The organism is Paraglaciecola sp. QJM3NY_14 (assembly GCF_056173245.1).
This window is the reverse complement of sequence record NZ_CM149664.1, coordinates 2683574-2709965: the sequence shown is the minus strand read 5'-3', so window position 1 is coordinate 2709965 and position 26392 is coordinate 2683574. Positions and strand designations below refer to the sequence as shown.

The following is a 26392-nucleotide window of genomic DNA, read 5'->3' as shown; positions in this document are numbered from 1 at the left end:
TATCCAGTAGCGATGGGATATACAAACACGGCTCAGGGGGCTTGGATGGGACGACGCAATTTTAGGTTGATTTATGCTGCTGCAATAACGCATTAAAAGCTTGGTGCTCAAGGGGTTTAGCGAATAAATAACCTTGGCCATAATCACACCCCATTTTCTGCAAAATATGATATTGCTCTTGCGTTTCTATGCCTTCAGCAACGACCTTTATGCCTAATTTCTTGGCCATAACGATAATGGCTTCACACAGTACTTTGTCGTTACTGACCTCTGTCATGGAATGAACAAACGATTTATCTATCTTAAGAAAGTCGGTGGGGTATCGTTTTAAGTAAGAAATTGACGAATACCCTGTGCCAAAATCATCTAATGCGATATCAACTCCGGCTTGCCTGAATTGAAACAGTTTAGTGGAAATACTTTTGTTCGCGTCCATCAGCAGGCTTTCGGTGATTTCCAAGAGCACGGCTTGTGGTGGTGTGCGATTTATCAACATTTTTTCTAGCCACAGGGTAATACAATGCTCGGGGTCAGTGTAATGCACGGGGGAAGTATTAATACTGATTTGCAATGTTGGGCACAGTGCTTGGCGCCATTGACATACATCTCGACATACCTGTTCAAAGACCCAATCACTGATATCTAAGATTAAGCCCGTTTCTTCAGCAACGGGAATAAAGTCATCAGGCCCCACAAGTCCGCGAATAGGATGTCGCCATCTTATTAGCGCTTCTGCTTTAGTGATGCTCTGATCCAGTAAATTGATGATAGGCTGATAAACAATGAAAAATTCATCGTTATCAATAGCATGACGCAAATCTGTTATTAGCGCCATTCGTTTCACAGCGGCGTCTCGCATGTTTTTGGTGTAATAGTGATAGTTGTTCTTACCTATTGCTTTCGCACCATACATTGCTTGATCAGCATTTTTTAATAAGCTAGACACATCATCAGCGTCGTCAGGATAAATAGTGATGCCTATGCTCGCACTAGTATGCACAATTTCACTCTGTAAATGGTAAGGCCTAGATAGGCCTTTGAGTATTTTTTGCGCGGTTTTTTCAAGGCCGCTGAAATCTACAATATCATTTATGATGACAACAAATTCATCGCCACCTAACCTGGCTACTATATCCTTATGACGAATACAGTCTTTGATGCGCTGGGCGCAATCAACGAGCAGGTCATCTCCTACGCTATGCCCAAGCGTATCATTGATGTCTTTAAAATTGTCAAGATCCAAGAACATCACAGCAACTTGAGTTTGGTTACGCTTCGCCACATTTAGGGCTTGTTTTAAATGCTCCCCCATAATATTGCGATTAGGTAGCTGCGTTAGCTCATCAAAATTGGCTTGGTGCCATATCAAATCGCTGGTGTTCTGGCGTTCTATTGCGATGCTTGTAATGTAAGCAAATTGTTCAATTCGTTGTATTTCTTCCTTGCTGGGCGCGGCAGGATAAGCGTGATAAATGGCGAAAGTGCCCAATACCGTGCCGTCAGATGCTTTGACCGGCTCAGACCAACAGGCGCCGAGTTCAGCTTTTTCAGCGAGTTCTGTCCATGCAGACCAGTAAGGATGGCTACTGATATCTTCGACCACGGTGCGCACCCCAGTAAAGGCGGTTGTTCCGCATGAGCCTTGTCCTATGCCAATATCTATACCATTGATCGCGTCATTATAAAAACTGGGCAAAGAAGGTGCGGCTCCACATAACAACTTTTTATCTTTGAGCAACAAAATACTGCATTTTTGGTTCAGATATTCAAGCTCTACCGATTTGACGATCTCATGTAGCACGGATGTAAGGGATACAGAGTGAACAATTTTTTCTAAAATAGTGTTTCTAACGCGAGTGAGCTTTTGGGTTTCGTCTAATTTGTTCTGATATTGCCGTAACGTTTGTGCTGCATGAGTCAGTTGTTCTTTTTGCAGCTCACTTTCAACCATATTGGCTAAATCTTGTAGTATCAATTCATCAGAGCAAGTAAATGACTTGGGCTGTGTATCAAAGACACATAAAGAGCCCACGTGGTAACCATCCATGGTGATTTTTATTCCTGCATAAAAGCGTAAGAATGGGTTACTGATGACGTATGGGTGGTCTTTAAAACATACATTAAGGTGAGCGTCTTTGACGACCAGTGCTTTATCCTGAGTAATGGTATGCGCGCAAAAGGAGATATTTCGGTCTAAGTCAGTGGCTGGAAAATTAACCACAGATTTATACCATTGACGGTCTTCATCAATAAATGAAATTGACGCGAACTGACAACCAAAAGAATGAGCAGCTAAGCGGGTGATGCGGTCAAAACGCTCCTCGGCCACTGTGTCCAATATGTTTAGCTCATGTAAAGCGCTAACGCGTTGTTTATCGTTTGAAGGTCTCGGCGCGGCTTTCAATTTGTACTCCTATACATCACACCTTTAAGTTACTTAAACGGTAACCCCATGTAAACATGATCTTTAGTATGACCTAGAAATACAAATTTCTCCTACTTGGCAGCTTGAAAATCGACTTTGACCTGGTAACAACCTGGTTGATCGGTCACCTCATATTGCCAACCGTGTCTATGGATGATTTTTTCGCTTAATTGTAAACCCAGTCCATAACCCAGAGAATTAGTCGATTTTCCTAGATTCGGTATGTTTTCCGTGTTCTCGTCTTGTGCAGCGGTATTGATAATAATGACGCTACTCCCTTTTTGAATTACATCAACAGTACCTTGCTGCGTGTGCTGGTAGGCGTTTCGAATTAGATTGCTCAACACAATGTGACAGGCCGTCTGGGCGGTATTAAACGCAAATTTCTCCACTTGGACGTTTACATCTACTTCCTTGCTATTTAACAGATATACCAACTCAGATGACAACTGCTGCACTTTTTCGTCGAGTTGAACCCGCTCCATTGGCACGGGTTGTTCATCATTGTGGCTCAACCATAATAGGGTATCGGTTAAGTCACTCATGGTCAGGCCTGCACGCTCGATACGTGCCAAGGTTATCTGTTGTTTCTCTGTCATCTGGGTCTGGCCACATAGTCGCCGCAATAAATCAACATTACTGCGAATAACAGAAATGGGCGTGCGCAATTCATGACTGGCGTAACTTAAAAAAGTCTTCTCCCTGGCTAAACTTTCATTGACTGAATTAAGGCTACTTTGGATGATAATGGCGAGGGTGTTAAGTTCGTTATAAGTAAAATCGGGCGGGGGAAGCTGCACGTTTTCATGGTTTAGTGCTTTTGCCCAATCTCTAAGTGACTCCACTGGTTTAGCCACTTTGCGCATCAGAATTATGAGCAAGCATGCAAACATAGTAATGACTAAGACTGCTGTGATAATGATCCAGTAAAACCTTGACAGTAGTGGCTTAGCTTTATGCTGAGGTTTAAATTTATCCAACATAATTTTAGAAATGTAGCGCGGTTCGCCAGCTTGATTGCGGATCATAGCGATAAAATACAGATTATTGGGTAAGGAAAAGAACGATTTTTGGTCTTTCGATTTTAATAGTTCGTTTTCCTCTATGGGGGGAGAATCAAAACGCTGCTGAATTATAGCGGGAGTATCCTGCCAACGACTCGCAATCTGAAAGTCTGCGAAATTCGCAGGTTGGCCATCCTGTACATCTGTGGTCATAACCAATTCGCGCATAACGCCATTTAATCCGCGGTCCAACCCATCGATAAAATAATTGACGGTAAGCATCGATAGACCGATTGTCATGACGGACCCGAGTAACACCATAGTGATAAAAAAATACAGTTTTAAGCTTGGGCGGATCTTCATCGCGTTTTTCATTATGCTTTCTTTTTTATTGCAAAGCCGACACTGGCGACAGTATCTAACGTAATCGATGCTTCATAAGCATCGAGCTGTTTACGCAAGTGATAAATGTGGACTTTTAAGCTATTGCTGTCTGGTTGATCGTCCCCCCAAACGCTTTGAATAATCTTTTGCCGAGTAACGGTTTGCGGGCTGGCACGCATGAGGACCTCGAGAATTTTAAGCGCAGTGGGGGAGAGTTTGAGAGGGTGTTGCTTGAATGAAGCAATACGCTGGGTTAAATCAAAATTAAGGTCGCCCACCGATAAGCGCTTTACTTCACCGCTACGTCTACGCCCAAGTACTTGAATGCGAGCTATCAGCTCCTGCATCGCAAATGGTTTAACCAAATAATCATCGCTACCAGCTTGAAACCCTTCTAACTTATTATTCAGCGTATCCCTAGCGGTTAGCATGAGTACGGGAGTATCAATACCTAATTCGCGCATGCGTTTACACAAGGTAATACCATCCATCTTGGGCATATTGATGTCCAAGATGATGACTTGATATGATTGGCGTTCAATCAAATGTAAACCCATGAGCCCATTGCTGGCATGGTCACATTGCATAGACTCAAGTTCAAAGTAGTCGACAACGGTGCTGGCTAAATCGATGTCATCTTCAACCAGTAATACATTAATCATGTTGGTGGCTCTTTTGTGACACATTAAACAAAGTTTTACGAATGTTAGCACAGCCAACCCTCGGGATTATTCGAGGGTGATCGTTTAACAAACGACCTCAATTGACTGGCTTACTCACAAAAACATATTGATGTGATGAGTAAAATACACCGATAGTTTATGACGTTTAAGGTTAAGGCAGGGTTAACAGCTTATAGCTTGCAATCAAGTAGGTCATTAAGCAGCGTTTTAATTGGCTCGATAGGGAAGTTACTGTGGATCAATATGCTTTGCCCACTGTGCAATATAATTTGGATCGCCTCACGGGTAGAGCCAGACTTTACTAAGCGTATGCTGTGCATCTTATCGAAATACACTATCTCGTGAACGTCACCGTCTTTTAAACATAAATGTGTATCCTCAATTGTTAACGAAGGAAAGTCGGTTTGGCGCCACTGGTTTATCCAATAATGAAAGGTGAACAGTGCAATGACAAGTAGTCCAATTGGACCTAACACCACCAACGCACTGCGTGCAATGAGCCAAAGTTCTTGTGATGAAAACTGCGTTAACGTCCAGGCGATGTAAAAACCTGCTAATGACAGCAATGCCAAAGGAATGTAAAGCCGTTTGAGTATCTGAAGTTTGTGTTTGTTTTGTTGGTATTCGAAATGTTGCATAGTGTTCCGGTAATCTGGGAAATAAAATAAGCCTGCCTCATTTACGGATCATGGTAAATTTCTAAGCAGCAGATTTTAAATACTTTTCATCTAGAAAGTGGGAAATTTTATCATCTTTCTCACTGCCATTGTGTAAAGATATGGTTTTTCATACCATTATCAAAATTAAAGCTGGTGTTACTGGGTTAAAAGTCGATACCTTAAGCATCTATTCTGTCCTTTTTATCTGTCCGATATTTATGTATGAAGCTGTAAAAACAATGTTTGCGCCCGTAGACGACAATTTACTGATCGTAGGCGAATTTGACCTGATGTTGGTTATTGTATCAGTCTGTTTGGCGATTTTTGCGTCATTCATGGCAATGCTCGTCGCATCTCAAAGTGCTTACATGGAAAATGTTATTAAAAGAAGGATCTTGTCCCTCGTAGCCAGTGTAGCCTTAGGCGGGGGAGTTTGGGCGATGCACTTCGTCGGTATGTTGGCGTTTTCTTTGTGCACACCTATTGCCTACAGTGCTGGCCTCACGGCTACCTCAACTCTACCAAGTATTTTAGCGTCTTGGGTTGCGCTGACGACCATCACCCGTAAAACAGTTTCTGTGAATCGTTTGCTGGTAAGCGGCATTCTGATGGGGGCAGGTATCGGTACTATGCACTATGTAGGCATGAGTGCGATGGAAATGGCACCAAAACTGCGTTACGACCTGGGTACGTTCGCGCTCTCTATAGTTTTTGCCGTGGTATTTTCAATGCTCTCGCTATGGATCCGCTTCGGGCTGACCTTCATGGATACTATGCGTTACGGTAAAGTTTACCGTAACGTCATTTCCGCAATCGTTATGGGGTTAGCTATCTCAGGCATGCATTATATAGGCATGGCAGCCGCACGATTTGTTCGCCCCCCAGGTTTCGAATTTTCAAGTCAAAGCGCGTACATTTCTCAATATTTAGGCTTCACTGTGGCGCTTATTACCATTGGGATTATCGTGCTCGTACTGGCCTCAAACATGGTGCTTAAATATAAAGAGTTGACTGAGAAAGCACGAATAAATGAAGCACGGTTGCGTGCAACCATAAACACGTCAGTGGATGGGGTGTTAGGGTTTGACAGTAACGGCATTGTAGACAGCGCCAATGACGCATTCTGCCAGTTAGTCGGTTGTCGTTCTGACGACATCATTGGACAAGATGTGCGCGTGTTAATAAGAAAGGAGAATATCAACGAATTTAATCAGTACCTTATCGATCGTACTCAGGACAATGGCCATGCTTTAGGTCGAGGAAGAGACGCTCTTATTAAGCACTTCGATGGCAGTTTGATCCCGATACGTTTAGCAATAGGTCATGTTCGGTTAAATAAAGAAAGTCATTTCGTGGCATTTATGTCCGACTTGCGGTATCGCATCGAAATGGAGCGAGCACTGCGCGAACGCGAAGCACAATTTCGCTCTTTGATCAGCAATATTCCAGGTATTGCTTATCGCTGCAAGAATATGGAAAACTGGCCCATGGTGTTTATCAGTGACGCGGTTGAATCAATAACAGGTTATCCAGCGGAAGATTACATCTCGCCTGATCCCAAGCGCCATTTTTATGAACATGTTCACCCAGACGATATTGCGGATATTACGCAAAAAGTACTTCCCCATGGGGAATTTCAACTGGAATACCGTATATACAATGCAAAGGGCGATATTCGTTGGTTGCTTGGTTATGGTACACATGTTGATGACGAGGAGTCAGGGCAACGATGGCTAGATGGCTTTATCATGGATATCACCGAACGTAAGGAAATGGAACAATCACTACTCTTAGCCAAGGACAAAGCTGAACAAGCTGCTTCTGCGAGGGCTGCTTTTTTAGCCAATATGAGCCACGAGATCCGTACCCCGATGAATGCGATCATAGGTTTCAGTGACATCTTGTTAGATGATGCAATTGAGCCTGACCAGAAAAAGCACCTTACTACAATAAATAAATCTGCAAAGTCCTTGCTGCACCTCTTGAACGACATTTTAGACAGCGCCAAACTAGACAAAGGGAAATTTGATTTAGAGATGCGCGACTTCTCATTAATAGAAGAAGTTGACTCGGTTGTTTCAACGCTTTGGCTTGGTGCAAGCAACAAAAATTTGTATCTGAATGTCAATATTGATCCAACCGTGGAGAATCAATTTCACGGCGCTCCGGACAGGATCCGCCAGGTTCTGACCAATATAGTTGGCAACGCAATTAAGTTTACCTTAGAGGGCGGAATTGATATCAACATAGGCGTAAAACCGAGTGGCTGTATTGACTTCTCGGTAAGTGATACTGGTATAGGGATGACGCCAGAGCAGCTAGCCTTGGTATTTGATGCCTTTGGACAAGCCGATGCCAGTATGAGTAGGCGTTTTGGAGGCACTGGCCTTGGAACGACGATCAGCAAACAACTTGTTGAACTCATGGGCGGTAAAATAACGGCAGCCAGTGAGTTTGGCAAAGGAAGCTGTTTCTCGTTTTCTTTGCCTCTCGCGCCGCCTAAATCTGATGAGTCAATGGACGTGATTTATCAGCGCTGTACTTTACCCCCTTTAACTATGTTGATTGTTGATGATATTCAACAAAATATCGACCTGCTGTCACTGTTAATGAAGCGTCAAGGACATACGGTTGTGACGGCTCGCGATGGTAAACAGGCACTGCTTAGGATGCGTAGCGAAAAGGTTGACCTTGTATTGATGGATATTCAGATGCCCATCATGGATGGCCTCACATCTGCAAAAGAGCGGCGTAAACAAGAGCAGACTGAAAGTTTGCCCTATTTGCCGATCATTGCCCTTACCGCCAGCGTATTAGCCGAGGACAAACAAGCTGCTTTAGACGCAGGGATGGATGGATTTGCCAATAAGCCCGTTGATATAGAGCTTTTAAATGTAGAAATTGCCCAAGCTTTGGGAGTCGATTTAAGCTGTGAAATTGAAGAACCTAATAAGGTCAATTCTAACGATTCACATGTAATAAATGAACGCCAGGGGATCAGTTTGTGGGGTGATAAGAGCGTTTGGCTCAAAGAAGTTAGAGCGTTCATGGAAAACAACCAAAGTAATATTGTTGAACTAGGGGGCATACAAGTGGTTCCTAATTGGCAGGAAATACAAACCAAGCTGCATACTTTTAAAGGGCTGAGCGGCAATCTAGCGCTAACCCAGCTGAGCGATTTAATCAGTGATGCAGAGCGCTGCGCAATGATAAAAAACACACAAGATCTTGGTAGTGTGTTTAAAGATATCGATAGCGCCTTCGGTGCAATAAATAGCTACCTGGCCACCCAGCAAGTTGGAGCGGATACAGACTCTCAGCTAGACAACCATGAAAGACTCAGTAAAAAAGAGCTTGTCGATATTATTGAAACGCTTATAACTTCAGCGCAAAACAATGAATACGACGAAGAGACAGCACAAGCACTGGTTGACGGTGCAAATAAGACTATATTGGATAGATGCAAAAGCATACAAAACGCATTAGATGATTTTGAATTTGAACAAGCTGTTCATCAATTACAACAGCTGAGTATGTCGAGTCTGTCGTAACAAACGTCCAAAGAATTAAGAGAATGAATTTACACCATGTTAAGTGAGCATAATACCAAGCAAAAAGTACTTATCGTCGATGATGAGCCGGCTAACCTAAGAGTACTAAAGAGGATCCTTGGCGATCTATACCGATTATCGTTTGCTAAAAGTGGTGAAGAAGCGCTGCGCTTGGTAGAGCGGGATTTACCCGATTTAATTCTATTAGACGTCATGATGCCCGGTATGACAGGGTTCGAAGTGTGTAAAAGTCTCAAAGATAACCGACAGACAAGAGCGATTCCGGTCATGTTCGTTACTGCGCTAAATGACGAAGTTGATGAAGCCAAAGGATTCGAAGTCGGTGCAGTTGATTACATCACTAAGCCGGTTTCACCAGCGGTTGTTAAGGCGCGAGTACGTACGCATTTATCTTTAGTACAAGCTGATGAGTTAAGGCGAACCCGTTTACAAGTGATCCAACGTTTGGGTAGGGCGTCAGAATACAAAGATAATGAAACAGGCACCCACATTTTGCGCATGAGTCATTATTCTAAAATTATGGCGTTGGCCTATGGTTTGACCGAAACCGCTGCCGACAATTTACTGCACGCAGCGCCCATGCATGACATAGGTAAAATCGGCATTCCGGATAGCATCATGCTCAAGCCGGGAAAATTAACCGATGAAGAGTTCACCATTATGAAAACGCACCCGGAAATCGGTGCTGAAATACTGGGTGATTCAGACTCAGATCTGATTGCGCTAGCGAAAACGGTATCACTAACACATCATGAGAAATGGGATGGCACAGGCTATCCGAATGGGTTAAAGGGAGAAGATATTCCTCTAGAAGGCCGTATCGTCGCCATAGCTGATGTGTTCGATGCACTCACAAGCAAACGACCTTACAAAGATGCGTGGCCCGTACAAGAGGCAGTGGATTTCATTCATGCACAAAGTGGTAAGCATTTTGATCCCGCTCTTGTTGCCTTATTTAAAGGTTGCTTGCCTGAAATTTTAGAAATTAAGCACCGCTGGCAAGACGAATAAACCACTACGTCAGTAAATGACCGGTTAAATGTTTTAGTAATATTTGTACTGACTTTTAATATGATTAAATTTTTGTTTTTAATGACTTAACGAAACGTCACTTCATTTTCCATTTAGACATCTTTCCTATTGATAACCTTTAAAATAACATAGACTTTAGTATAGTTTTTGAGTCGCTTGTCGATACCCACTATAAATGCAGATAGAAACAAAGAAATGAGTGTGAGTGTATGAATTCCTATCAATCCTTAGGCACTGATTATCACTAGACGCTACAGCAAGGAGCTAACATGAGTAAAGTGCAGAACGATAGTATTGAGCGTGAAGTATCTGTAGCAATTGGGGAAGAATTAGTATCAACGACTGACACTAACGGCATTATTCAATATGTGAATGACCACTTTTGTCACGTTTCAGGTTTTTCTCGCGAAGAGTTGATTGGTCAACACCACAACATAGTTAGACATCCAGACATGCCCAAAGCGGCATTTGCTGACATGTGGGGAAAACTCAAGGCAAAACAAGCATGGAGAGGAGCGGTAAAAAACCGGTGCAAAGGAGGTGGATATTATTGGGTCGATGCGTTCGTTACGCCTGTTTTTGAAGAAGGTGAACTCAAGGGATACCAGTCCGTAAGAACCCACCTTATCGGGTCTTACAAAAAGAAAGCGCAGCAACTGTATGCCAAATTGAATAAAGGGGGCAATGCATTTGGTTGGTTCGATGATAAATGGAGCGCCAAAGACATGCTCTATAGTTTTTTAGCAACAGTGTTCATTGCATTAACCTTTGTGTCTCCATTTTTTGCTCTGTTCCTTTTTCCTCTACCTTATGTCATTTTTAAGGGGGAGTTGCTTTATGTGCGGCGCCACGCAAAATCTCTACGAGCTCAATATGACAGTGTCTCCCGTGCCATTTTCGCATCAGATGGGATCGCAGGGGTTAGTATTTTTGCATTGAAAATGCAAGAAGGGAAAGTGAGCACCATACTCGGACGAGTGGTTGATAGCACTTCATCCTTAGATGCGGGTGTAAAGTTTTTACAGCAAGCCGTGATGAGAACGAAGAAAAGCGTAGAAGATGAAGCATATGAATTAACTCAAGTCGCCACTGCGGTTGAGGAAATGGTGGCATCCATCAATGAAGTGACTCGTAATATTAGCCACACATCAGAAAAAGTGACCAGTGTTCACCAAGATTGCCGCCAAGCAACAGATGCTATGTCAAACACCATGAACAAAGTTGGCGATTTAGCCACTGATGTGGCTAAATCTGCTGGCTCTGCGGCATCGTTAGCAGAAGAAGCTGATCGCATTAATGATGTTATGCAAGAGATTCAAGGGATTGCCGACCAAACTAATTTGCTTGCCTTAAATGCCGCCATAGAAGCAGCTAGAGCAGGGGAGCACGGAAGAGGGTTTTCAGTTGTAGCAGATGAGGTGCGTGCTTTGTCTAGCAGAACGCATAATGCGACGACTCAAATTCAGACATCGGTCTCAGAAATACAAAGCACTTTATTAACGTGGTCACAGACGTTAGATGAAGGGAAGAACGCGGCAGAGTCTTGCGTTGAAGAAACAAGACAAACTCAAGATTTGGTGAACAAAGTATATGACGATGTGAGTGATATCGCACAATCAGCTAGTCAAATGAGCATAGCCGCTGACGAGCAAAGTTCAACCGCAGCCAGTATCAGTTCGAACATTACTAATATCAGTGATGCCTCTAAACATAATCTTGAACAAGTGGAAAGGGTAGAGCAGGAGGCACAATCCATATCAATGCGTTCTAAAGCACTCGCTGCAATGGGTCTAACATTCGGTTAATTGTTCCTGTAATCATTCCTATGAGCATTGAACGCTGTTCGATAGGAATGATTTAATCACAGTTGGACCAGCGTACTGGATATTAAGCAAAAATTTGAGTAAGTGGCACGAATGAACTTATTTTAATTATTCTGAATTGGGCAGGTCAGCTTTCACTAAATGTAATTGCCTCAACAAGGCTGCCTTTTAAGGCAGAGGATTAATTGTTAATCATATTTTTACGTTGTAATGGCAGCTTTACGTTTGGCATTTGCGTCTTATCTATCAATTTTGCGATGCTCTGTCTGCTCATTGGTCGGGCGAATGCGAAACCTTGAAAACTTTTACACCCCATTTCTAATAGGCAGTCTACTTCTCGTAGGTCTTCAACGCCTTCAGCTAACACATCAATCTTAAACACCTTACACATAGCCACAATAGCTTCGACAACTTGCGCATTTTTAGCATCACTTTGAATATTAGTAATAAACTGGCGGTCTATTTTTACTCTTTGTACTGGGAAGTTGGTTAATTTAGATAAACCAGAGTAGCCCACACCAAAGTCATCTAAGGTGATACAGAATCCAAAGCTTGCTAAATACTGCACTGTGGCTATGGCGTCGGGGATATTTCGGGTTTTGGCCGACTCAGTCAATTCAAGCTCGATGAAGTGAGGTTTGATGTTCTGTTCAACTACACAATTAATTAGGTACTTTTTAAAATCAGGCTGATCTAGGTCGGGGCCCGAAATATTAATCGCAACAGGCACAATATCCAGCCCTTCGTCTTCCCATTGCCTTATCTGCATGCATACGTGGTTGACTAACCAACGGGTGAGTCTCAACACTAAACCAGACTGCTCAGCGATAGGAATAAATACCCCTGGGGATACGCCACCAATGATGGGGGAATTCCACCTCAGCAGCGCTTCCATACCAATGATGGTGCCATCGCCGCGCACTTTAGGCTGGTAATCCACGTATAATTCGTCGTTCGATAGCGCTTCATTAAGTAAAATACTGATTTCCTGATGTTCAATGAAACGCTGTTGGCTGCCAGTTTCATAATAGTTTATCACCGCGTCATTATCTGTCACCGCATGCAGCGCGTTATTGATTAACTGGCTTACATCTTCGTCTATTTGATGAGTAGCTACACCAGCCTTACAATCAACGTGTATGGTGATTTCATCAAACACTATACTTCTAGGGAGTGTTGAAACCACTTGCTGCATTGCACTTTTGATGATTGCATCATCCAGAATGGAAATCGCGAAACCTAAACTATGTTTATCAAGAACTGCAATACAACTACGATCACCTATTTGTTCACTTAATATCGTTGATAGTCTTTTAAGCACTTTTGGCAAATATAAGAAACCGTATTTTTGTTCAATAAAGTGAGCATTGTTTATTCTAATCGCACATAACGAAATGACAGTATTGAATTGCGCCGCATTGGCTGAAAGTTTATTTTCTAACCATTGTCGGTTCGGCAAGCCAATGTTCTCGTCATATAGCTTCTGGCGTTGTCTTGCTTGGGTTTGCACCGCCAAAGTCTTGTGAAGTAATGCTTTAGCACTTACATCTTGAATCGTTATCAAGGTGTGTAACTCATCGTTTATCGACTGAGCACTCAATTCGAGTACTTTCATTTTTGCGCCTAAAGTACGATTAACAACTAGTTTGTCATTTTGTTCTGATAATTCCGGAAAAATGCTGTCGACTCGTTCCCCGATAAACTGTTTAGGCAAATTGTTGCGCAAAAGAGAGATAGCAGCGTCGTTGGCTTCAATAATATTTCTTTTGTTATCAACGATGATTTTCGCCGTCTGAGCATCAACAAAAAGAGCGTGATATAACTGGTTTTGGCTAGTGAGTATTTGATTACGCTCAATGTTAAATTGGTTACCTCGCTTTGCTGCGATACTCGCTCGAGCGATGGCCAACGGAATACAAATATTGGTAAAAACGAACAAGATGACATGCAAGTAATAATTAGCATGTTTTAGTACTGGAAAAGGGGTGAAATAATCTGCTAATGAAATCTGGTTTATTAAAATATACAGTGGTAAAAAGTTTAGAAAAATACAAAACAATCCCGCCTTCCAGCCTAATAAAATAAAAGCAACAAATGGCGTAGAGTACATGACGACAGGGCCGAGCATAGATAAGGTTTGATTGTTCTGGGTGGCGTTGAAACTGATTGCTGCCAACACTATTAAGCCAATCAAACCACAAGAACTCAAGTAATAGTGACGGCGGGAGATGAAAAGCATAGCGGTCAATGCAATATAAAAGGTAAGGGACATGGGAATAACATAGGCTATTCTTTCTGTCACACTTTGCCAGGCGCTTTGAATTACAAACACAGAACACAAGAGTAAAATCGAAACGAGCATGATGCGGAGCGAGCTTATGCGCCAAGCTTCGACTCTGGCTAAGGGGGAATAGTCATCTTGTAGATAGAAATAATCTTTAAGTTGTAACTTAAGGCGAGCGATGAAAGACATATAAATCCTGACCAACTATACGTAGTACTTGGTTACAACACTGAATTTTCGACTATGTTACTGATTATCATTCACATTTTATAGAGGTGATGGTAAATAAAACGCTCGATTAAAAAAGTAATTTGTAACAAAATGAAAATTTTGTAATGAGTTGTAATCGCATCTAGTACAGCATATGAGCACACGAGTAATTGTTGTATCTCTACAGAAATTAAGTACGTAACTTCATGGGCTATTTTTAATAGGCGCGACTGGCACAAGAAAGCATTCAAAAAATGTATACGAACCGTCTGAATTTATATATTGCTTTAAAAAATGTTCCGTTTGTATGATTAGTGACCATTTAAACAGATCGTTGTTGATTGTACTTGCAATAGCCAATCAAGATATATAAAGTGCGCCACATCGGACGCGGGATGGAGCAGTCTGGTAGCTCGTCGGGCTCATAACCCGAAGGTCGTAGGTTCAAATCCTGCTCCCGCAACCAACCGATACCTCTAGATTTATTCTCAAAAAAATTAAGAAAAGCACATTCGCCCTCGGGCTCGCTCTTCGTACCCGCGAAAGGTCGTATGATCACATCCTGCTCCCGCAACCAACCGATACCTCTAGATTTATTCTCAAAAAAGTTAAAAAAAGCATATTCGCCCTCGGGCTCGCCCTTCGTACCCGCGAAAGGTCGTAGGTTCAAATCCTGCTCCCGCAACCAACCGATACCTCTAGATTTATTCTCAAAAAAATTAAAAAAAGCACATTCGCCCTCGGGCTCGCTCTTCGTACCCGCGAAAGGTCGTATGATCACATCCTGCTCCCGCAACCAACCGATACCTCTAGATTTATTCTCAAAAAAGTCAAAAAAAAGCACATTCGCCCTCGGGCTCGCTCTTCGTATCCGCGAAGGTCTTAGGTTCAAATCCTGCTCCCGCAACCAACCGATACTTCAGAATTATTTCTTGTATTTCCCAAAGCAAAATCGCCCTCGGGCTCGCTCTTCGTATCCGCGAAAGGTCTTAGGTTCAAATCCTGATCCCGCAACCAACCGATACTTCAGAATTAATTCTTACTATTTCAAAAAGTTAAAAGCCAAAATTAAATCGCCCTTGGGTTCGTTCTTTGTATCCGCGAAAGCCCAATGTTTCAAATCCTGCTTACACAAACAACAAAACCTTGGGGGGAAATTGTGTAGACCCCTGGAGTTGTTAGAACGTAATTCACATTCCAAACTAATCGATATAAAGGCATATCGTTAAACACATCAAATACCTTATCTGCGATCCTCACTGAAATTTGGGTATAAACAGTATAAGAGTTGATTGAAAGGTGTTTTAAATTGATGTGGGTGATAGGTGTGAGAGCTCTTTGGTAATGATTAACTTTTAGTAGCAGCAGGCGTGGTCTTTATCAACGGAGTTATTTTCTGCTAAACGCTTAAAATAAGCACGAACTGCGGGATAAACCAGCAGTCAGTATTAATAAGTAAAACTTCTCTTGTATTGCGCTGAACGTCTCTATATATTGCACCACATCGGACGCGGGATGGAGCAGTCTGGTAGCTCGTCGGGCTCATAACCCGAAGGTCGTAGGTTCAAATCCTGCTCCCGCAACCAACCGATACTTCAGTGTTGACTCGTACAATCTCATCTAAGATCAAAAGCGAAAAGAAAAATCGCCCTCGGACTCGCTCTTCATAGTCACGAAAGGTCGTAGGTTCAAATCCTGCTCCCGCAACCAACCGATACTTCAGTTTTATTTCTTATATTTCCAAAATCAAAAGCTAATTTGCCCTCGGACTCGCTCTTCGTATCCGCGAAAGGTCGTAGGTTCAAATCCTGCTCCCGCAACCAACCGATACTTCAGTTTTATTTCTTATATTTCCAAAATCAAAAGCTAATTCGCCTCTGGGCTAGCTCTTCGTATCCGCGAAAGGTTGTAGGTTCAAATCCTACTCCCGCAACCAACCGATACTTCAGTTTATTTCTTATATTTCCAAAATCAAAAGCTAATTCGCCTCTGGGCTCGCTCTTCGTATCCGCGAAAGGTCGTAGGTTCAAATCCTGCTCCCGCAACCAACAGATACTTCAGAGTTAATTCTTATATTTCCAAAATCAAAAGCTAATTCGCCTCTGGGCTAGCTCTTCGTATCCGCGAAAGGTCGTAGGTTGAAATCCTGCTCCGCAACCAACCGATATTTCAGAATTAATTCTTACTATTTCAATAAGTAAAAGCCAAAACAAATTCGCCTCGGGATCGGTCTTTTCCCTCGTGAAAGGTCATAGGAACTGCAAGCTTGAGATGAACTAAACGCTAACGGTTCACACCTAGCGTGCTTTGACACATTAAAGCAGTCGATATTTGCACAGATAAGCGCACATGTTAGAACGCGAATTTTTATCCGCACTGTCTATAACCCTATCCGTTAATCACTAAGCTTTGTTAATCCACTCATATTCAAGGTATTCAAGCGGCATAAATCTAGGTAAAATTTAGGGTTACGAAGTTAGCCAATGTATTTGGCTTATGTTTTCTACCCCTGAGTAAAGGACGTCTATGCCTGGGTTACACCGCATCATTCTAATTAATTGTCACCTTCCTGGTTTTGTTGAACTTGACGTATCTGGTCACAGTAACATCTGTGGCACCAATGCATCGGGTAAAACCACTTTGCAACGCCTGATCCCCGTTTTTTATGGCGAGCTGCCCAGTAAAGTGGTGCCCAAGACCCGTAAAAAATTCGATGAATTCTATTTGCCCCACGCCAATAGCTATTTAATTTACGAATATCAGCGCGAAGACGGTCAAGAATGTCAGGTGGTGTTAACGCGCAAAGGCAGTGATGGGGTGCAGTATCGTCTTATCGATGCGCCTTATAACAGCGAGCAGATTCTTGTTGAAATGGAAAACGGCGAAGCACAAGCGATGCTGCCAGATCAATGGATCAAGCAGCTCAGGCAACTACAAATAGACTTCTCTCATAAAATTCAAGCCACCAGTGAGTTTCGCGGCATTATTCAAAACGATGCCAGTGTGGGTGGAACAGGGCGTGAAAACACCAAGTTAAGACAACTGGCAAGCCGATACAGCTTGGTGTCTAGTGCGCATCGTATACGCCACATGGAAAAGCTAGTCAGTGCGGTACATGCTAAAGAAGGCAAGATGGATACTCTGCGTACTATGCTGGCTGCCATTTTCGAAGAAGATGGTTTAGTACAACCCACCACGACAGTAAAAAACACCAAAGCCCGTGAGTGGATCACCCAAATGCGCCAAACCATGCGTTTGCAAAGCATGCAGGGTGATTACGAAAAAATTCAGGAGCAAACAGAGCAGCTCAATGTCATTGAACAGCAATTGTTATTACTGAAGCCGTTACTGGAACAAGACTTACAGCACCTAACCACAGAAAAAGCCGATGGGCAGGAACAGAAGAACAGCTATAAAACCCAGCAACGCGCTGAAAAAGATATCTTCGAGCAAGCAGAAGGCGAACTGAACAGCCGGCTCAGTGAAACCAACGAGCAATTATCCGCCAAATCCTCTCGTTTAGATCACCTGCAGCAGCAGTACGAAAAGTACCAAGACTCAGATATAGAACAGCTGCAAAAAGACATGGATGCATTACCCCTAACGCGGGAAGAATACGAGCAAACGTTAGAGCAATACAACTTACTCATAGAGCAACACAAAGATCTGCAAAGCCAACTTGAGCAGCAGAAATTTAAATTATCTGAGTCATTAGAGCGCCTATCTCGTAAAAATCAGGCAAGCGTGAAGGTCATCAGGCAGCAAAAAGAAACTGTTCGTCAAACCCATCATGAAAAAGAAAGCGCTCTGCGCAGCCAATTCGAGCAGCGTAAAGAGCAGCAAGGGTCAGAGTTTGAACAACAGCTGATGGACGTTGAGCGCAGTATTGTGCGCCAAGAGCACCAAGCGAAGCATGCTTCTGCCACCGATGAAGAAATGGAAAATGGGGCGCTGGCCGATAAACGTTTAGAGCTCGCCCAGCGAGCATGGCAACAAAGCTCTGGTGCTAAAAAACAAGCTGAAGCTTTGCATCAGCAGTACCAGCACAAACGTGATGAAGCTGACAAAACGCTGCACAGAGCCCGTCTTGCTACCCGCCAAAGTAAAGATCATCTACAACAATTGCATAAGCAGCTTTCCCCTGAGCAAGACAGCCTGCGTCAATTTTTACGAGACAATAAACCCGGTTGGGAGCAATCCATAGGGAAATTGATTGTTGAGCCTTTGCTTGAGCGAAAAGATCTTTCCCCTAAGTTAGTAGAGACCTCAGACGAACAACATTTATTGGGTGTGCAATTAGATACCTCAGTGATTGATGCCCCCGCTTATGCCCAAGATGAAACCGCATTGCGCGTGGCGCTTGAGCAAGCAACAAAACACTTATTAGCAGCCGAAAAAGAACAAAAAAGCGCTGAAGCAGAGCTTGATCAATTGCATCAAGAAGCTGAAATGCAGCGCGAAGTAGTCGCAGAGCGCAATCGTGCCTTTGAGCAAGCTGAGCAAGAAGTCAGTTACGCCCAAAGCGCTAAGCAGCGTTACTCAGACGAGCTCAAAATAGCGCTACAAAAACGTCGTCAACAAGCACAAGCGGCCCTAGACACGTTACTTCAAGAGAAAAAGCAAATACTTGAGCAAAAAGCTGACGCCATTGCCTTGCTTAAATCCGATTACGACGAGCAGCTGCTTGAATTTAAATCTGGTTGGCAGGATGAAGTGGCTGTGCTTGATGAGCAAATAGATGAATTAGAAAAGCAAGTTGAGCAAAAACGTCAGCAAAATCGTGAGCAAATTAAACAGCTTGAAGAGGCATTTAACCAAGAGCTTGCTAACAAAGATATCGACCCAAATACCCTCAAGGCACTCAAACAGAAAACCGAAAGCCTAAAAAGCTTAATTCAAACGGTAACCAGTCGCCGCGAAGAGCTAAACGAATATAAAGCATTTATGCAGTCAGATTGGCTGAAACAACGCCCAATGTTACTTGAGCAAGAAGCCGAGCTTAAAGCATCTGCACAGCAACTAACTCAGCAACAAAGTACGCTGCAACGTCAATACCAAAACAAACGCACTGAGTTAAGCCAAGCCTTGTCAGCGATTGAAAAACGCTTATCGGCCTGCAGTGCATTGATCACCGAAATTGAACCTATGGTGCGCCAATTAGCCAATATTGCCTTTTCATTTAAAGCGAATGATGAAAGCGATATTAATTTAGGCGATCAAGCCGAGCGTATTAGTCGCTGTACCGAGGCGCTTGAGAGTCGCAGCCGCGGTGAGAAAAAACTTAAAGAGGCTTTGTCAGAGTTTGAAGCGAATCTCGGCAAAGATGCCGGCAAAGACTTTTTAGATACCATGCTACAAGCGTTTAGCGTGCTTGATGAAGATGCCAACGTGCGTGACCGCCTACCTATTTTGCAGCGTTTGTTGAGTATTTTAGCTTCTCGTCAGCGACAAATCGTTGAGCAGGGTGAAACCATAGGCGGGGATCTAAATAAATTCTTTACTGTGTTTAGCGATATTAACCGTAAGATCTCACTGCAGAGTAAACGCCTCACCGACGAAGTATCAGATGATTTGACCCTAGATGGGATTGCCCGCTCAGAGGTAAAAATTATCTCCACCGTGGATGAACTGAATTTCTGGACTCCTCTTAAACGCTTTGCCGAGCAGTATGATAGCTGGAATAAATCCGATGCCTTTTTGCCCAGTGAAACCTACTTAGATACTTTAGCGGATGTGGTTGAAGTGCTGCCAAACGATGCCAATTACAGCATTGAGTCTTTGCTGCGATTAGAGCTGCACCTAAATGAAGGCGGCTCAGATTTGGTGATCAAAAATGACAGGCAATTACTGGAGTCATCCAGTCACGGTATGGCGTATTTGATTTTGTGTAAGTTCTTACTGGCTTTTACGCGTTTGCTAAGAAACCAAGCGAATATTGATATCCATTGGCCTATCGATGAAATTGGTACGCTTGCCTATCACAACGTTGAAAAGCTGTTCGCTGCCTGTGATACCAATTACATCAATATTTTAGGGGCGTTTCCTAACCCTGAGTCTGATGTATTGATGCTGTTTAAACACAGATACTTAATCGATAAGCAGCGCCAACGCCTTGAGAAGATAGAGCCTAAGCTCAGTCGTATTGCTGAACGCTTGCAACAAAATAGCCTATCCAGCAGCAATGCTAACCACACAGCAGATAACGAAAAACCACAGGTGACAGCATGATAGAAAATGGCCCATTACTCGAGCGTTTACTTGAAGGCGAGTTTATTTGTGCGGTGACTGACGAGCACAGTTTTCATAAACTGCAAAACGAACAACTGGTTGAAGATCTGAATCATTTTTTGCGCCCTCTCAATCGCCGCGTGGCAAAAAGTGAAGACGGCGCCGTGTACTTCTTAGCCTATTGCGATCTTAATCAACAAGCGCGGCAGCAACTCAGTCAACAATTCAATGCGACGGTGCAATCATTGTTACCCATGCTCGAATGGATGCAATTGGTGCAAGAAGCCATGGGTCGCGATGGTGCTCTTAGTGCAGGTGACACCATCAAATTGCAAGACTTTGAATCAAAAGTGGTAGATAACCAATCCCTTATTCAGCGGTTAGGGCAGTTATCTAACGACAAGCTTTTTAAGTCCACCAGTGACAAAGCTGATATGCAGATCAAGCAAGTGTTTAAGCGCATCAAAGAATTGGGCTACATCTATCAGCCCCATAAAGACCGCTTGTTTTATATTGTGACCGGTAAAGTCGAGCAACTTATCGAATTAGTGCGCTTTATAAAAGACGAAGAAAATGTGCCCATTGACGAAGATGCCCCTGAGCAAGAGGCCATGTTTTGAGCAACATCAACGAAGGCAAAAGTAATGCCCAGAGCAATCCGTTATTTCAACTGGGCAAAGAGCGCCTAGAGCTGATTGGCAAACATGCAGAAGCCCTTATGCAAGGTTATTTGCAAGGCCATGTGGATGAAAGCAGCTTTAGCCAACAGGCGCTTGAAAAATTAATCAATGGGCGTATTTTATGGCGCCCAGATGAGCAGCAACCCCTGAGTTTACGCCCTAATGTTAATGAGCTCATCGCTGGGTTAACCCAAGATGAGCGCAAACGCCAGATCAACTCTGATGTGGGCGAACATTTAGACTTAATTCATACCCGAGTGCAGTCGTTGCAAGCCGCTAGGCAAAAAGGCGACTACGCAGCAAGTGAGCATCATATGCAACTGCTGACTGAGCGGGTACATGACATGACTGGGCAGTTTGGCGATGCCATTGAAAGCCTCTGGCATAGGCTTAATACCGAGTTTGGTTTTGTCAGCAGTCTAGATGATAAAATTCTTGAAATTGAACTAGCGCAGCGTCAATTAAGACGTATTCTCGATGGATTCAAAATCATTAGCTTTGATGATTTAATTCAACTTGCTGGCAGTGACGGCGGCCTACGAAAACTCCTCGTGAGTCAGCTACAAGCGCGTATATCCGAGCATTCGGGCTCTTTGCTGGAAGTACAAAAACGTTTGGTGTTGTTAATGGCGCGTTTCCGTCATCAACAAGAGCGCGCTTTGTTGGTCAATCGAATGAGTGCGTTTTTACGTCAACACCCAAATTTCAAAGTCGGGGATTACCCAAACCGCAGTCAAGTACCCGCTGTGATCAATCAAGCGCACGGTATCATTGCGCAAGCATTTGTTGCCCTTGATAAGCCACAAGACAGTTATGCACTGGCTGAAATTGCACGAGCTATCCCACGAGATCTAGTGCCTGAGTCGCATTCAGAAAAGCAAACTCAAGGCTTTGCCACGTCAGTACAAGATTTGGTGGCCACAGAGCAAAAGCAGTTGGCCAAAGATGTTGAAGATTTCTTCTTGCATGTCATTGAGAGCAGCACGGCGATCAGCGGGGTCGATTACCTCGCCGAGAATGAGCTTTCGTGGGAGCCTGAAATGTGGCTGTTTCAGATTGTGGCTGAATACGAAGGCCTACCGCAACAAAATAAGCAAAGCTTCATGCTGGAAAAAGACAGCGCGCGCAAGAGTCCGTTTAACCACCTGCACATTATCCAAGATGTTAAATTAGGCATGCGTTTCTTCGGTGATTTTCAGGCCGCGAGCTAGCATTTATGACTGACGCATTGATGCCTAAGGCCAAGCTGCTGCTCAAAGAACAGTACTTTGCTTTATTGCATGATGAGCAGACCCGCACCAGCAAAATAGCCACAGTCAGCCATATTATGGCCTGGTGCGAGCAAGAATTTATTCAGCCTGGGCAATGGTTAAATAAGCAAAAGCACTTCCGTTTTACTCGTCATGGCATTGAGGCCATACGCGACAATTATTTGTTGAGTGTGGGTGAGGATATTTTTGCTGATTTTAGCGAGGATACACATCAAAGTGCAGCCTTAAAAAGCACTGATGAAAAGCAAGGACGAATAAAACCCACGCAATCGTTAGTGCTGTGTGCGCTTTCTAATCAAGCGCCTTTGTTATCAAATGACATGCAAACACTCAACGCGTTTAATCAGCAGTTTTACCCGTGTGAGCAGGTTAATGTAGAACTGGATTTAGCTAGGGTGAATTTAGCGGATTTCGACAACCTTCTGGTCATCGAAAACCGCGATAGTTTTAATGATTGGCATCGCTTTAAAGGGCAGGTGACGCAAGAACTAGCTAAGCTTTTGGTTATTTACCGTGGTGACAGTGAACACAGCAGCGGTACTAAGGCGTTGCTCGAACAATGGCGACACGCGCGTCCCCGTTGCCCAAGGATTTATTTTGGCGATTTCGATTTAGCGGGTTTGCGTATTGCGCTATCGGGCCAATATTCCCATCTTTTAATGCCAAAAATAGATTGGCTAACATCACATTTAGTTAAACAACATTACCCAGATGTACAACTCAAATTTCTAGCAAATTTATCGCTGCACTGCCCACAACAATGGCAACATTTGTTGTCGGTTATGCAGCAGCAGCGTGCAGGCCTGCGCCAGCAAATGATGTATCAAACGGCATTGGTGCTTTATCCGTGTTGAGTAATATCCATTGATCAGCCAATAAATTATATACTTCTGGTCGCCATGGCGGGTGATACGCTCATTGCGCGCACTGCGGGTCTAATCACCGCTAATTGACTGATCACAAAGATGATAAATATGCCTATCGGTAAATAGAAAATAGGCAAGGGGATAAGTGCGTACTGTGAAACAAGAAAGATGTTTAACACCAAGGTGAGTACAACGCCAAGAGCAGCGCCAATAGCGCAAAGCAATGCATTCTCAAGCATAAAATGCTGCAAAATTTGTCGTTTACTTGCCCCCAGGGCTCTGCGTATACCAATTTGCTGGCGACGCTTATCAATATTAAAACTGGCCAAGCCTGCTACCCCCATGGCGGTCACAAATGCTAATACAATAATCACGACTAATAGAATGCTCACAGTCGCAATGTCTGCGGCATAAATTTCGTTTTTAGCTTGTTGAATACTCTTTATTTTACGTATGACGCGCTGAGTGTTTTCTTTAGCGAGTATTGCTGACAGGCTTTGCATCAGATCATCTAATCTATTGGCATGGGTACGGATCACATAGCGTGCTGAGTTATGGGTCACTCGGGCAGGGGAGATAATGCTATTTTCAACGTGCTGCCATTCGACCCAAGGCGCATGCAATTGTTCGACTATGCCTTTGACCACAATAGCCGTGCTTTGATTGACATATATTGTTTCGCCTACCGCACTTTGCCAATCTGACTCACCGAATAATGCCGTCGCTGTGGCTTTACTGATCAATACGTGACTTGGCCATTTACTGTCCGCCTCGTTAAGCCATAGGGTATCTTGCTCATTGAAATTTTCGCCGGCCACTAGCGTTAAAGCAAAGGTGTTAATACCATGCTCATCAAACTTGTAACTAGCTGCAGGGATGAGCGCAGCGTCTTTATCGGTGCTGGTTTGTAATTCATACCAGTTACCGCTATCAGACAGAGGAAACGAATTGGTCTGCACTGCGTCAATCACACCATCTGTGGCGCGAATGAGCCTCAAGTCATTTTCAATTGTCGCTCTAGGGTTAAAGTCTCGCGTAAAACCAGAGCTGGTCAAAAAGAAGGTGTGCTGTTCATCAATACCAGTATGGCGTTCAATATGACTGAAACGATCCCAAGTTATTGCTAAACCATTGGTGATGATGGCCATGGTAATTGCTATTTGAAAGACAACTAATATAGCGCTGAAACGCTGCCGGGTTAAGGCGCGAAAGATTGGACCTACATTAAGAAATACGTTCATCTACATGATCTGCTTATTGCTTGATTTGCATGGCGGGCATCGGCCTGCACGCTGTGTACACGGGCACAAGGCCGGCTACGATAGTGCCTAACACTGCTAATGCAATTACACCGCTGGCGATGGTGATATTCAAGTGAACTAAATGGCCGTATCCGGCATAAAGTGCAGCAACACCTTGCAAGCCAACTACTGCTAAAAAGATACCCAATACGCCGCCACAAAAACCTATTAATACAATTTCTAGTGAATACTGCATAACAATTTGGCCAAAATTAGCGCCAAGGGCTCGGCGCAGGCCTATTTCACTGTGCTTGGCATGTAGCTTTGCACTGAGTAAACTTGCGGCATTGATTAGGCAAACCAGCAAAAACATTAATGACAGCCAAAACATGACTTGCACATCTTGTTTAACCACTTGTTTGTAATCGAGCCACTGCTCTACGTTTAACAAGCGATTGTTAATCGGGCGCGGAAAGCGGCCCAGAGACTTTTGTTGTTCGACGTAGTTTGTCAAAAAGAGACTGAATTTGGGCAGCTCGTTAGGATCATCAAGCTCCACCCAAAGTTGAAAATTGACGCATTCCGAATTCAAAAATGCATCGTAGCGCTCACTTTCCACTGCCTTCCAACAACTGGTTATGCCGCCGTGGGGCAATTCGAATTCCGCTTTTAAACCCAGCGGGAGATACATCTCTTCAGGGTCGCTAAATGCACCGTAAGACATGTCGTAAAATTTCGGTGAAAGATGCCAGTCGTCTAAAACGCCAACAACCGTAAAGGTGGCACCAAGCATGGTCAAGGTTTGCCCCACGGAGTTAGCGCCATCAAACACCCGTTGGTTAGTCTCTTTACTCAGTACAACCACGTAATCATTATTGTGCTCGGCACTTTCATCCCACCCCGCACCGTAAATAAACGGCACATCGAACATAGGGAAAAAGTCTTTACTGGTCACGCGCATCACCGCCAAAAAAGGTGTTAAACCTTGCTTTGCAGGGTTCACCATACCCCAAGTAATAGCACTGGCGCTTTGCCGCTTAGCGTATTTTGCCTGTACGATATTATTGGCATCTGTCCAGGTCACAAGTTCGGGGGGAAGGTTGGGCGCCACAGCGGCTTGATTCGGATCCCAGCTATCCAGTTGAACGCGAAATAATTGTGCACTTTTATGGGCTATTGGGTTTGCTGACATACTAGTAACAAGCGTTAGTGTAATAGTGCAAGCTGCGATCCCCAAGGCGATGGTTAGCATGGTTAACGCGCTATGTACTTTAGAGCGAAAAATACTGTTTATTGCCAAGCGGCAGTAATAGCTAAACACGTTGAACGCTGTCTGCTTGGGGCGAAGTGCTTGATGTACTTGAGTCACACACACGGCCATCGCGCACCACTATTTGTCGCTGAGCCTGCTGGGCTAAACTTTGGTCGTGAGTGACCATGATAATAGTGGTGCCACTTTGGTTGATTTCTTGTAGCAACGCCATCACACTTTTTGCCATCTCACTATCTAGGTTACCTGTTGGCTCATCGGCCAGTAAAAATCGTGGTGAGCCTGCTAGCGCCCGAGCGATAGCGACTCGCTGTTGCTGACCACCTGATAACTGAGCAGGGAAATGTTTTAAACGCTTGCCTAAGCCAACTCGCTCTAAGCTATTCAATATTCGCTCCTTACGCTGGGCAGTATTAAAGCCACGGTAGCGCAGAGGCACGTCTACATTATCAAATAAATTTAAATCGGGAATTAGATTAAAGCTTTGAAAAATAAAGCCTATCTTTTCATTGCGTAATTGACTGCGCTGGCGGTCGGTCAAGCCCTGAATATCTTGCCCATCAAGAGTGTATTCGCCGCTATCGAACGTTTCTAGCAAACCTGCCACGTTTAAGAATGTGGTTTTACCTGAGCCTGAGGTACCGGTTACGGCCAGAAAATCCCCTTCGTTGACCTGTAAAGTAAAATCTTTGAGTGCATGGGTTTGCACTACATCAGTAGTAAAGACCTTACCAATATTATTCATTGCTAACATACTTCA

General features: G+C 43.7%; 15 protein-coding genes and 2 tRNA genes. 9 read left to right on the top strand and 8 right to left on the bottom strand.

Annotated features, from left to right (window positions below):
• Positions 1-61 precede the first annotated feature (61 nt).
• The 4 genes from AC0VYA_RS11345 to AC0VYA_RS11330 form a co-directional block, all read right to left on the bottom strand.
• Positions 62-2404 (bottom strand): bifunctional diguanylate cyclase/phosphodiesterase, encoded by a 2343-nt coding sequence (locus AC0VYA_RS11345; protein WP_475488314.1) that lies wholly within the window; start codon positions 2402-2404, stop codon positions 62-64.
• Between the two features lie 92 nt (positions 2405-2496).
• Complete coding sequence (locus AC0VYA_RS11340; protein ID WP_475488313.1) at positions 2497-3804, bottom strand: sensor histidine kinase; 1308 nt, start codon at positions 3802-3804, stop codon at positions 2497-2499.
• Complete coding sequence (locus AC0VYA_RS11335) at positions 3804-4475, bottom strand: response regulator transcription factor (RefSeq protein WP_475488312.1); 672 nt, start codon at positions 4473-4475, stop codon at positions 3804-3806. Before AC0VYA_RS11335 ends, AC0VYA_RS11340 begins: the two co-directional genes overlap by 1 nt.
• Positions 4476-4666: 191 nt before the next feature.
• On the bottom strand, positions 4667-5134 hold the full coding sequence (locus tag AC0VYA_RS11330) for a hypothetical protein (protein ID WP_011575050.1): 468 nt from the start codon (positions 5132-5134) through the stop codon (positions 4667-4669).
• Between the two features lie 239 nt (positions 5135-5373).
• On the opposite strand from AC0VYA_RS11330, the gene AC0VYA_RS11325 reads away from it, so the two are divergent.
• The 3 genes from AC0VYA_RS11325 to AC0VYA_RS11315 all read left to right on the top strand — a co-directional run bounded on the left by AC0VYA_RS11325 (position 5374) and on the right by AC0VYA_RS11315 (position 11564).
• Positions 5374-8706, top strand: coding sequence for an MHYT domain-containing protein (locus tag AC0VYA_RS11325; RefSeq protein ID WP_475491064.1), 3333 nt, complete (start codon positions 5374-5376; stop codon positions 8704-8706).
• Positions 8707-8742: 36 nt separating this feature from the next.
• Positions 8743-9738 (top strand): response regulator, encoded by a 996-nt coding sequence (locus tag AC0VYA_RS11320; RefSeq protein ID WP_475488311.1) that lies wholly within the window; start codon positions 8743-8745, stop codon positions 9736-9738.
• 290 nt (positions 9739-10028) lie between these two features.
• The gene (locus AC0VYA_RS11315; RefSeq protein WP_475488310.1) at positions 10029-11564 is read left to right on the top strand and encodes a methyl-accepting chemotaxis protein; all 1536 of its coding nucleotides are present in this window, start codon (positions 10029-10031) and stop codon (positions 11562-11564) included.
• A 199-nt stretch (positions 11565-11763) separates the two neighbouring features.
• Here the strand turns inward: AC0VYA_RS11315 and AC0VYA_RS11310 are convergent, their stop codons facing one another.
• Positions 11764-14055, bottom strand: a complete 2292-nt coding sequence (locus AC0VYA_RS11310; RefSeq protein WP_475488309.1) for a putative bifunctional diguanylate cyclase/phosphodiesterase — start codon at positions 14053-14055, stop codon at positions 11764-11766.
• A gap of 410 nt (positions 14056-14465) precedes the next feature.
• On the opposite strand from AC0VYA_RS11310, the gene AC0VYA_RS11305 reads away from it, so the two are divergent.
• The 6 genes from AC0VYA_RS11305 (at position 14466) to AC0VYA_RS11280 (ending at position 23109) form a co-directional block, all read left to right on the top strand.
• A tRNA-Met gene (locus AC0VYA_RS11305) sits at positions 14466-14542 on the top strand.
• Positions 14543-15585: 1043 nt separating this feature from the next.
• A tRNA-Met gene (locus AC0VYA_RS11300) sits at positions 15586-15662 on the top strand.
• A 940-nt stretch (positions 15663-16602) separates the two neighbouring features.
• On the top strand, positions 16603-20304 hold the full coding sequence (locus AC0VYA_RS11295; RefSeq protein ID WP_475488308.1) for an ATP-binding protein: 3702 nt from the start codon (positions 16603-16605) through the stop codon (positions 20302-20304).
• A complete protein-coding gene (locus AC0VYA_RS11290; protein ID WP_006991898.1) occupies positions 20301-20924 on the top strand; it encodes a condensin complex protein MksE in 624 nt (207 codons plus the stop codon). The genes AC0VYA_RS11295 and AC0VYA_RS11290 overlap by 4 nt, the downstream gene beginning before the upstream one ends.
• On the top strand, positions 20921-22195 hold the full coding sequence (locus AC0VYA_RS11285) for a hypothetical protein (RefSeq protein ID WP_475488307.1): 1275 nt from the start codon (positions 20921-20923) through the stop codon (positions 22193-22195). The genes AC0VYA_RS11290 and AC0VYA_RS11285 overlap by 4 nt, the downstream gene beginning before the upstream one ends.
• Positions 22196-22200: 5 nt before the next feature.
• Positions 22201-23109: a DUF7281 domain-containing protein gene (locus AC0VYA_RS11280; RefSeq protein ID WP_475488306.1), complete on the top strand. Its 909-nt coding sequence runs from the start codon at positions 22201-22203 to the stop codon at positions 23107-23109.
• 26 nt (positions 23110-23135) lie between these two features.
• On the opposite strand, the gene AC0VYA_RS11275 is transcribed toward AC0VYA_RS11280, so the two are convergent.
• The 3 genes from AC0VYA_RS11275 to AC0VYA_RS11265 are packed head-to-tail and all read right to left on the bottom strand — an operon-like array spanning position 23136 to position 26386.
• Positions 23136-24362 carry an ABC transporter permease gene (locus AC0VYA_RS11275; protein ID WP_475488305.1) on the bottom strand — a complete coding sequence of 409 codons (1227 nt, stop codon included), beginning with the start codon at positions 24360-24362 and terminating at the stop codon, positions 23136-23138.
• A gap of 13 nt (positions 24363-24375) precedes the next feature.
• Positions 24376-25683, bottom strand: a complete 1308-nt coding sequence (locus AC0VYA_RS11270) for an ABC transporter permease (RefSeq protein ID WP_475491063.1) — start codon at positions 25681-25683, stop codon at positions 24376-24378.
• On the bottom strand, positions 25676-26386 hold the full coding sequence (locus AC0VYA_RS11265) for an ABC transporter ATP-binding protein (protein ID WP_041713726.1): 711 nt from the start codon (positions 26384-26386) through the stop codon (positions 25676-25678). Before AC0VYA_RS11265 ends, AC0VYA_RS11270 begins: the two co-directional genes overlap by 8 nt.
• Between the last annotated feature and the right edge of the window lie 6 nt (positions 26387-26392).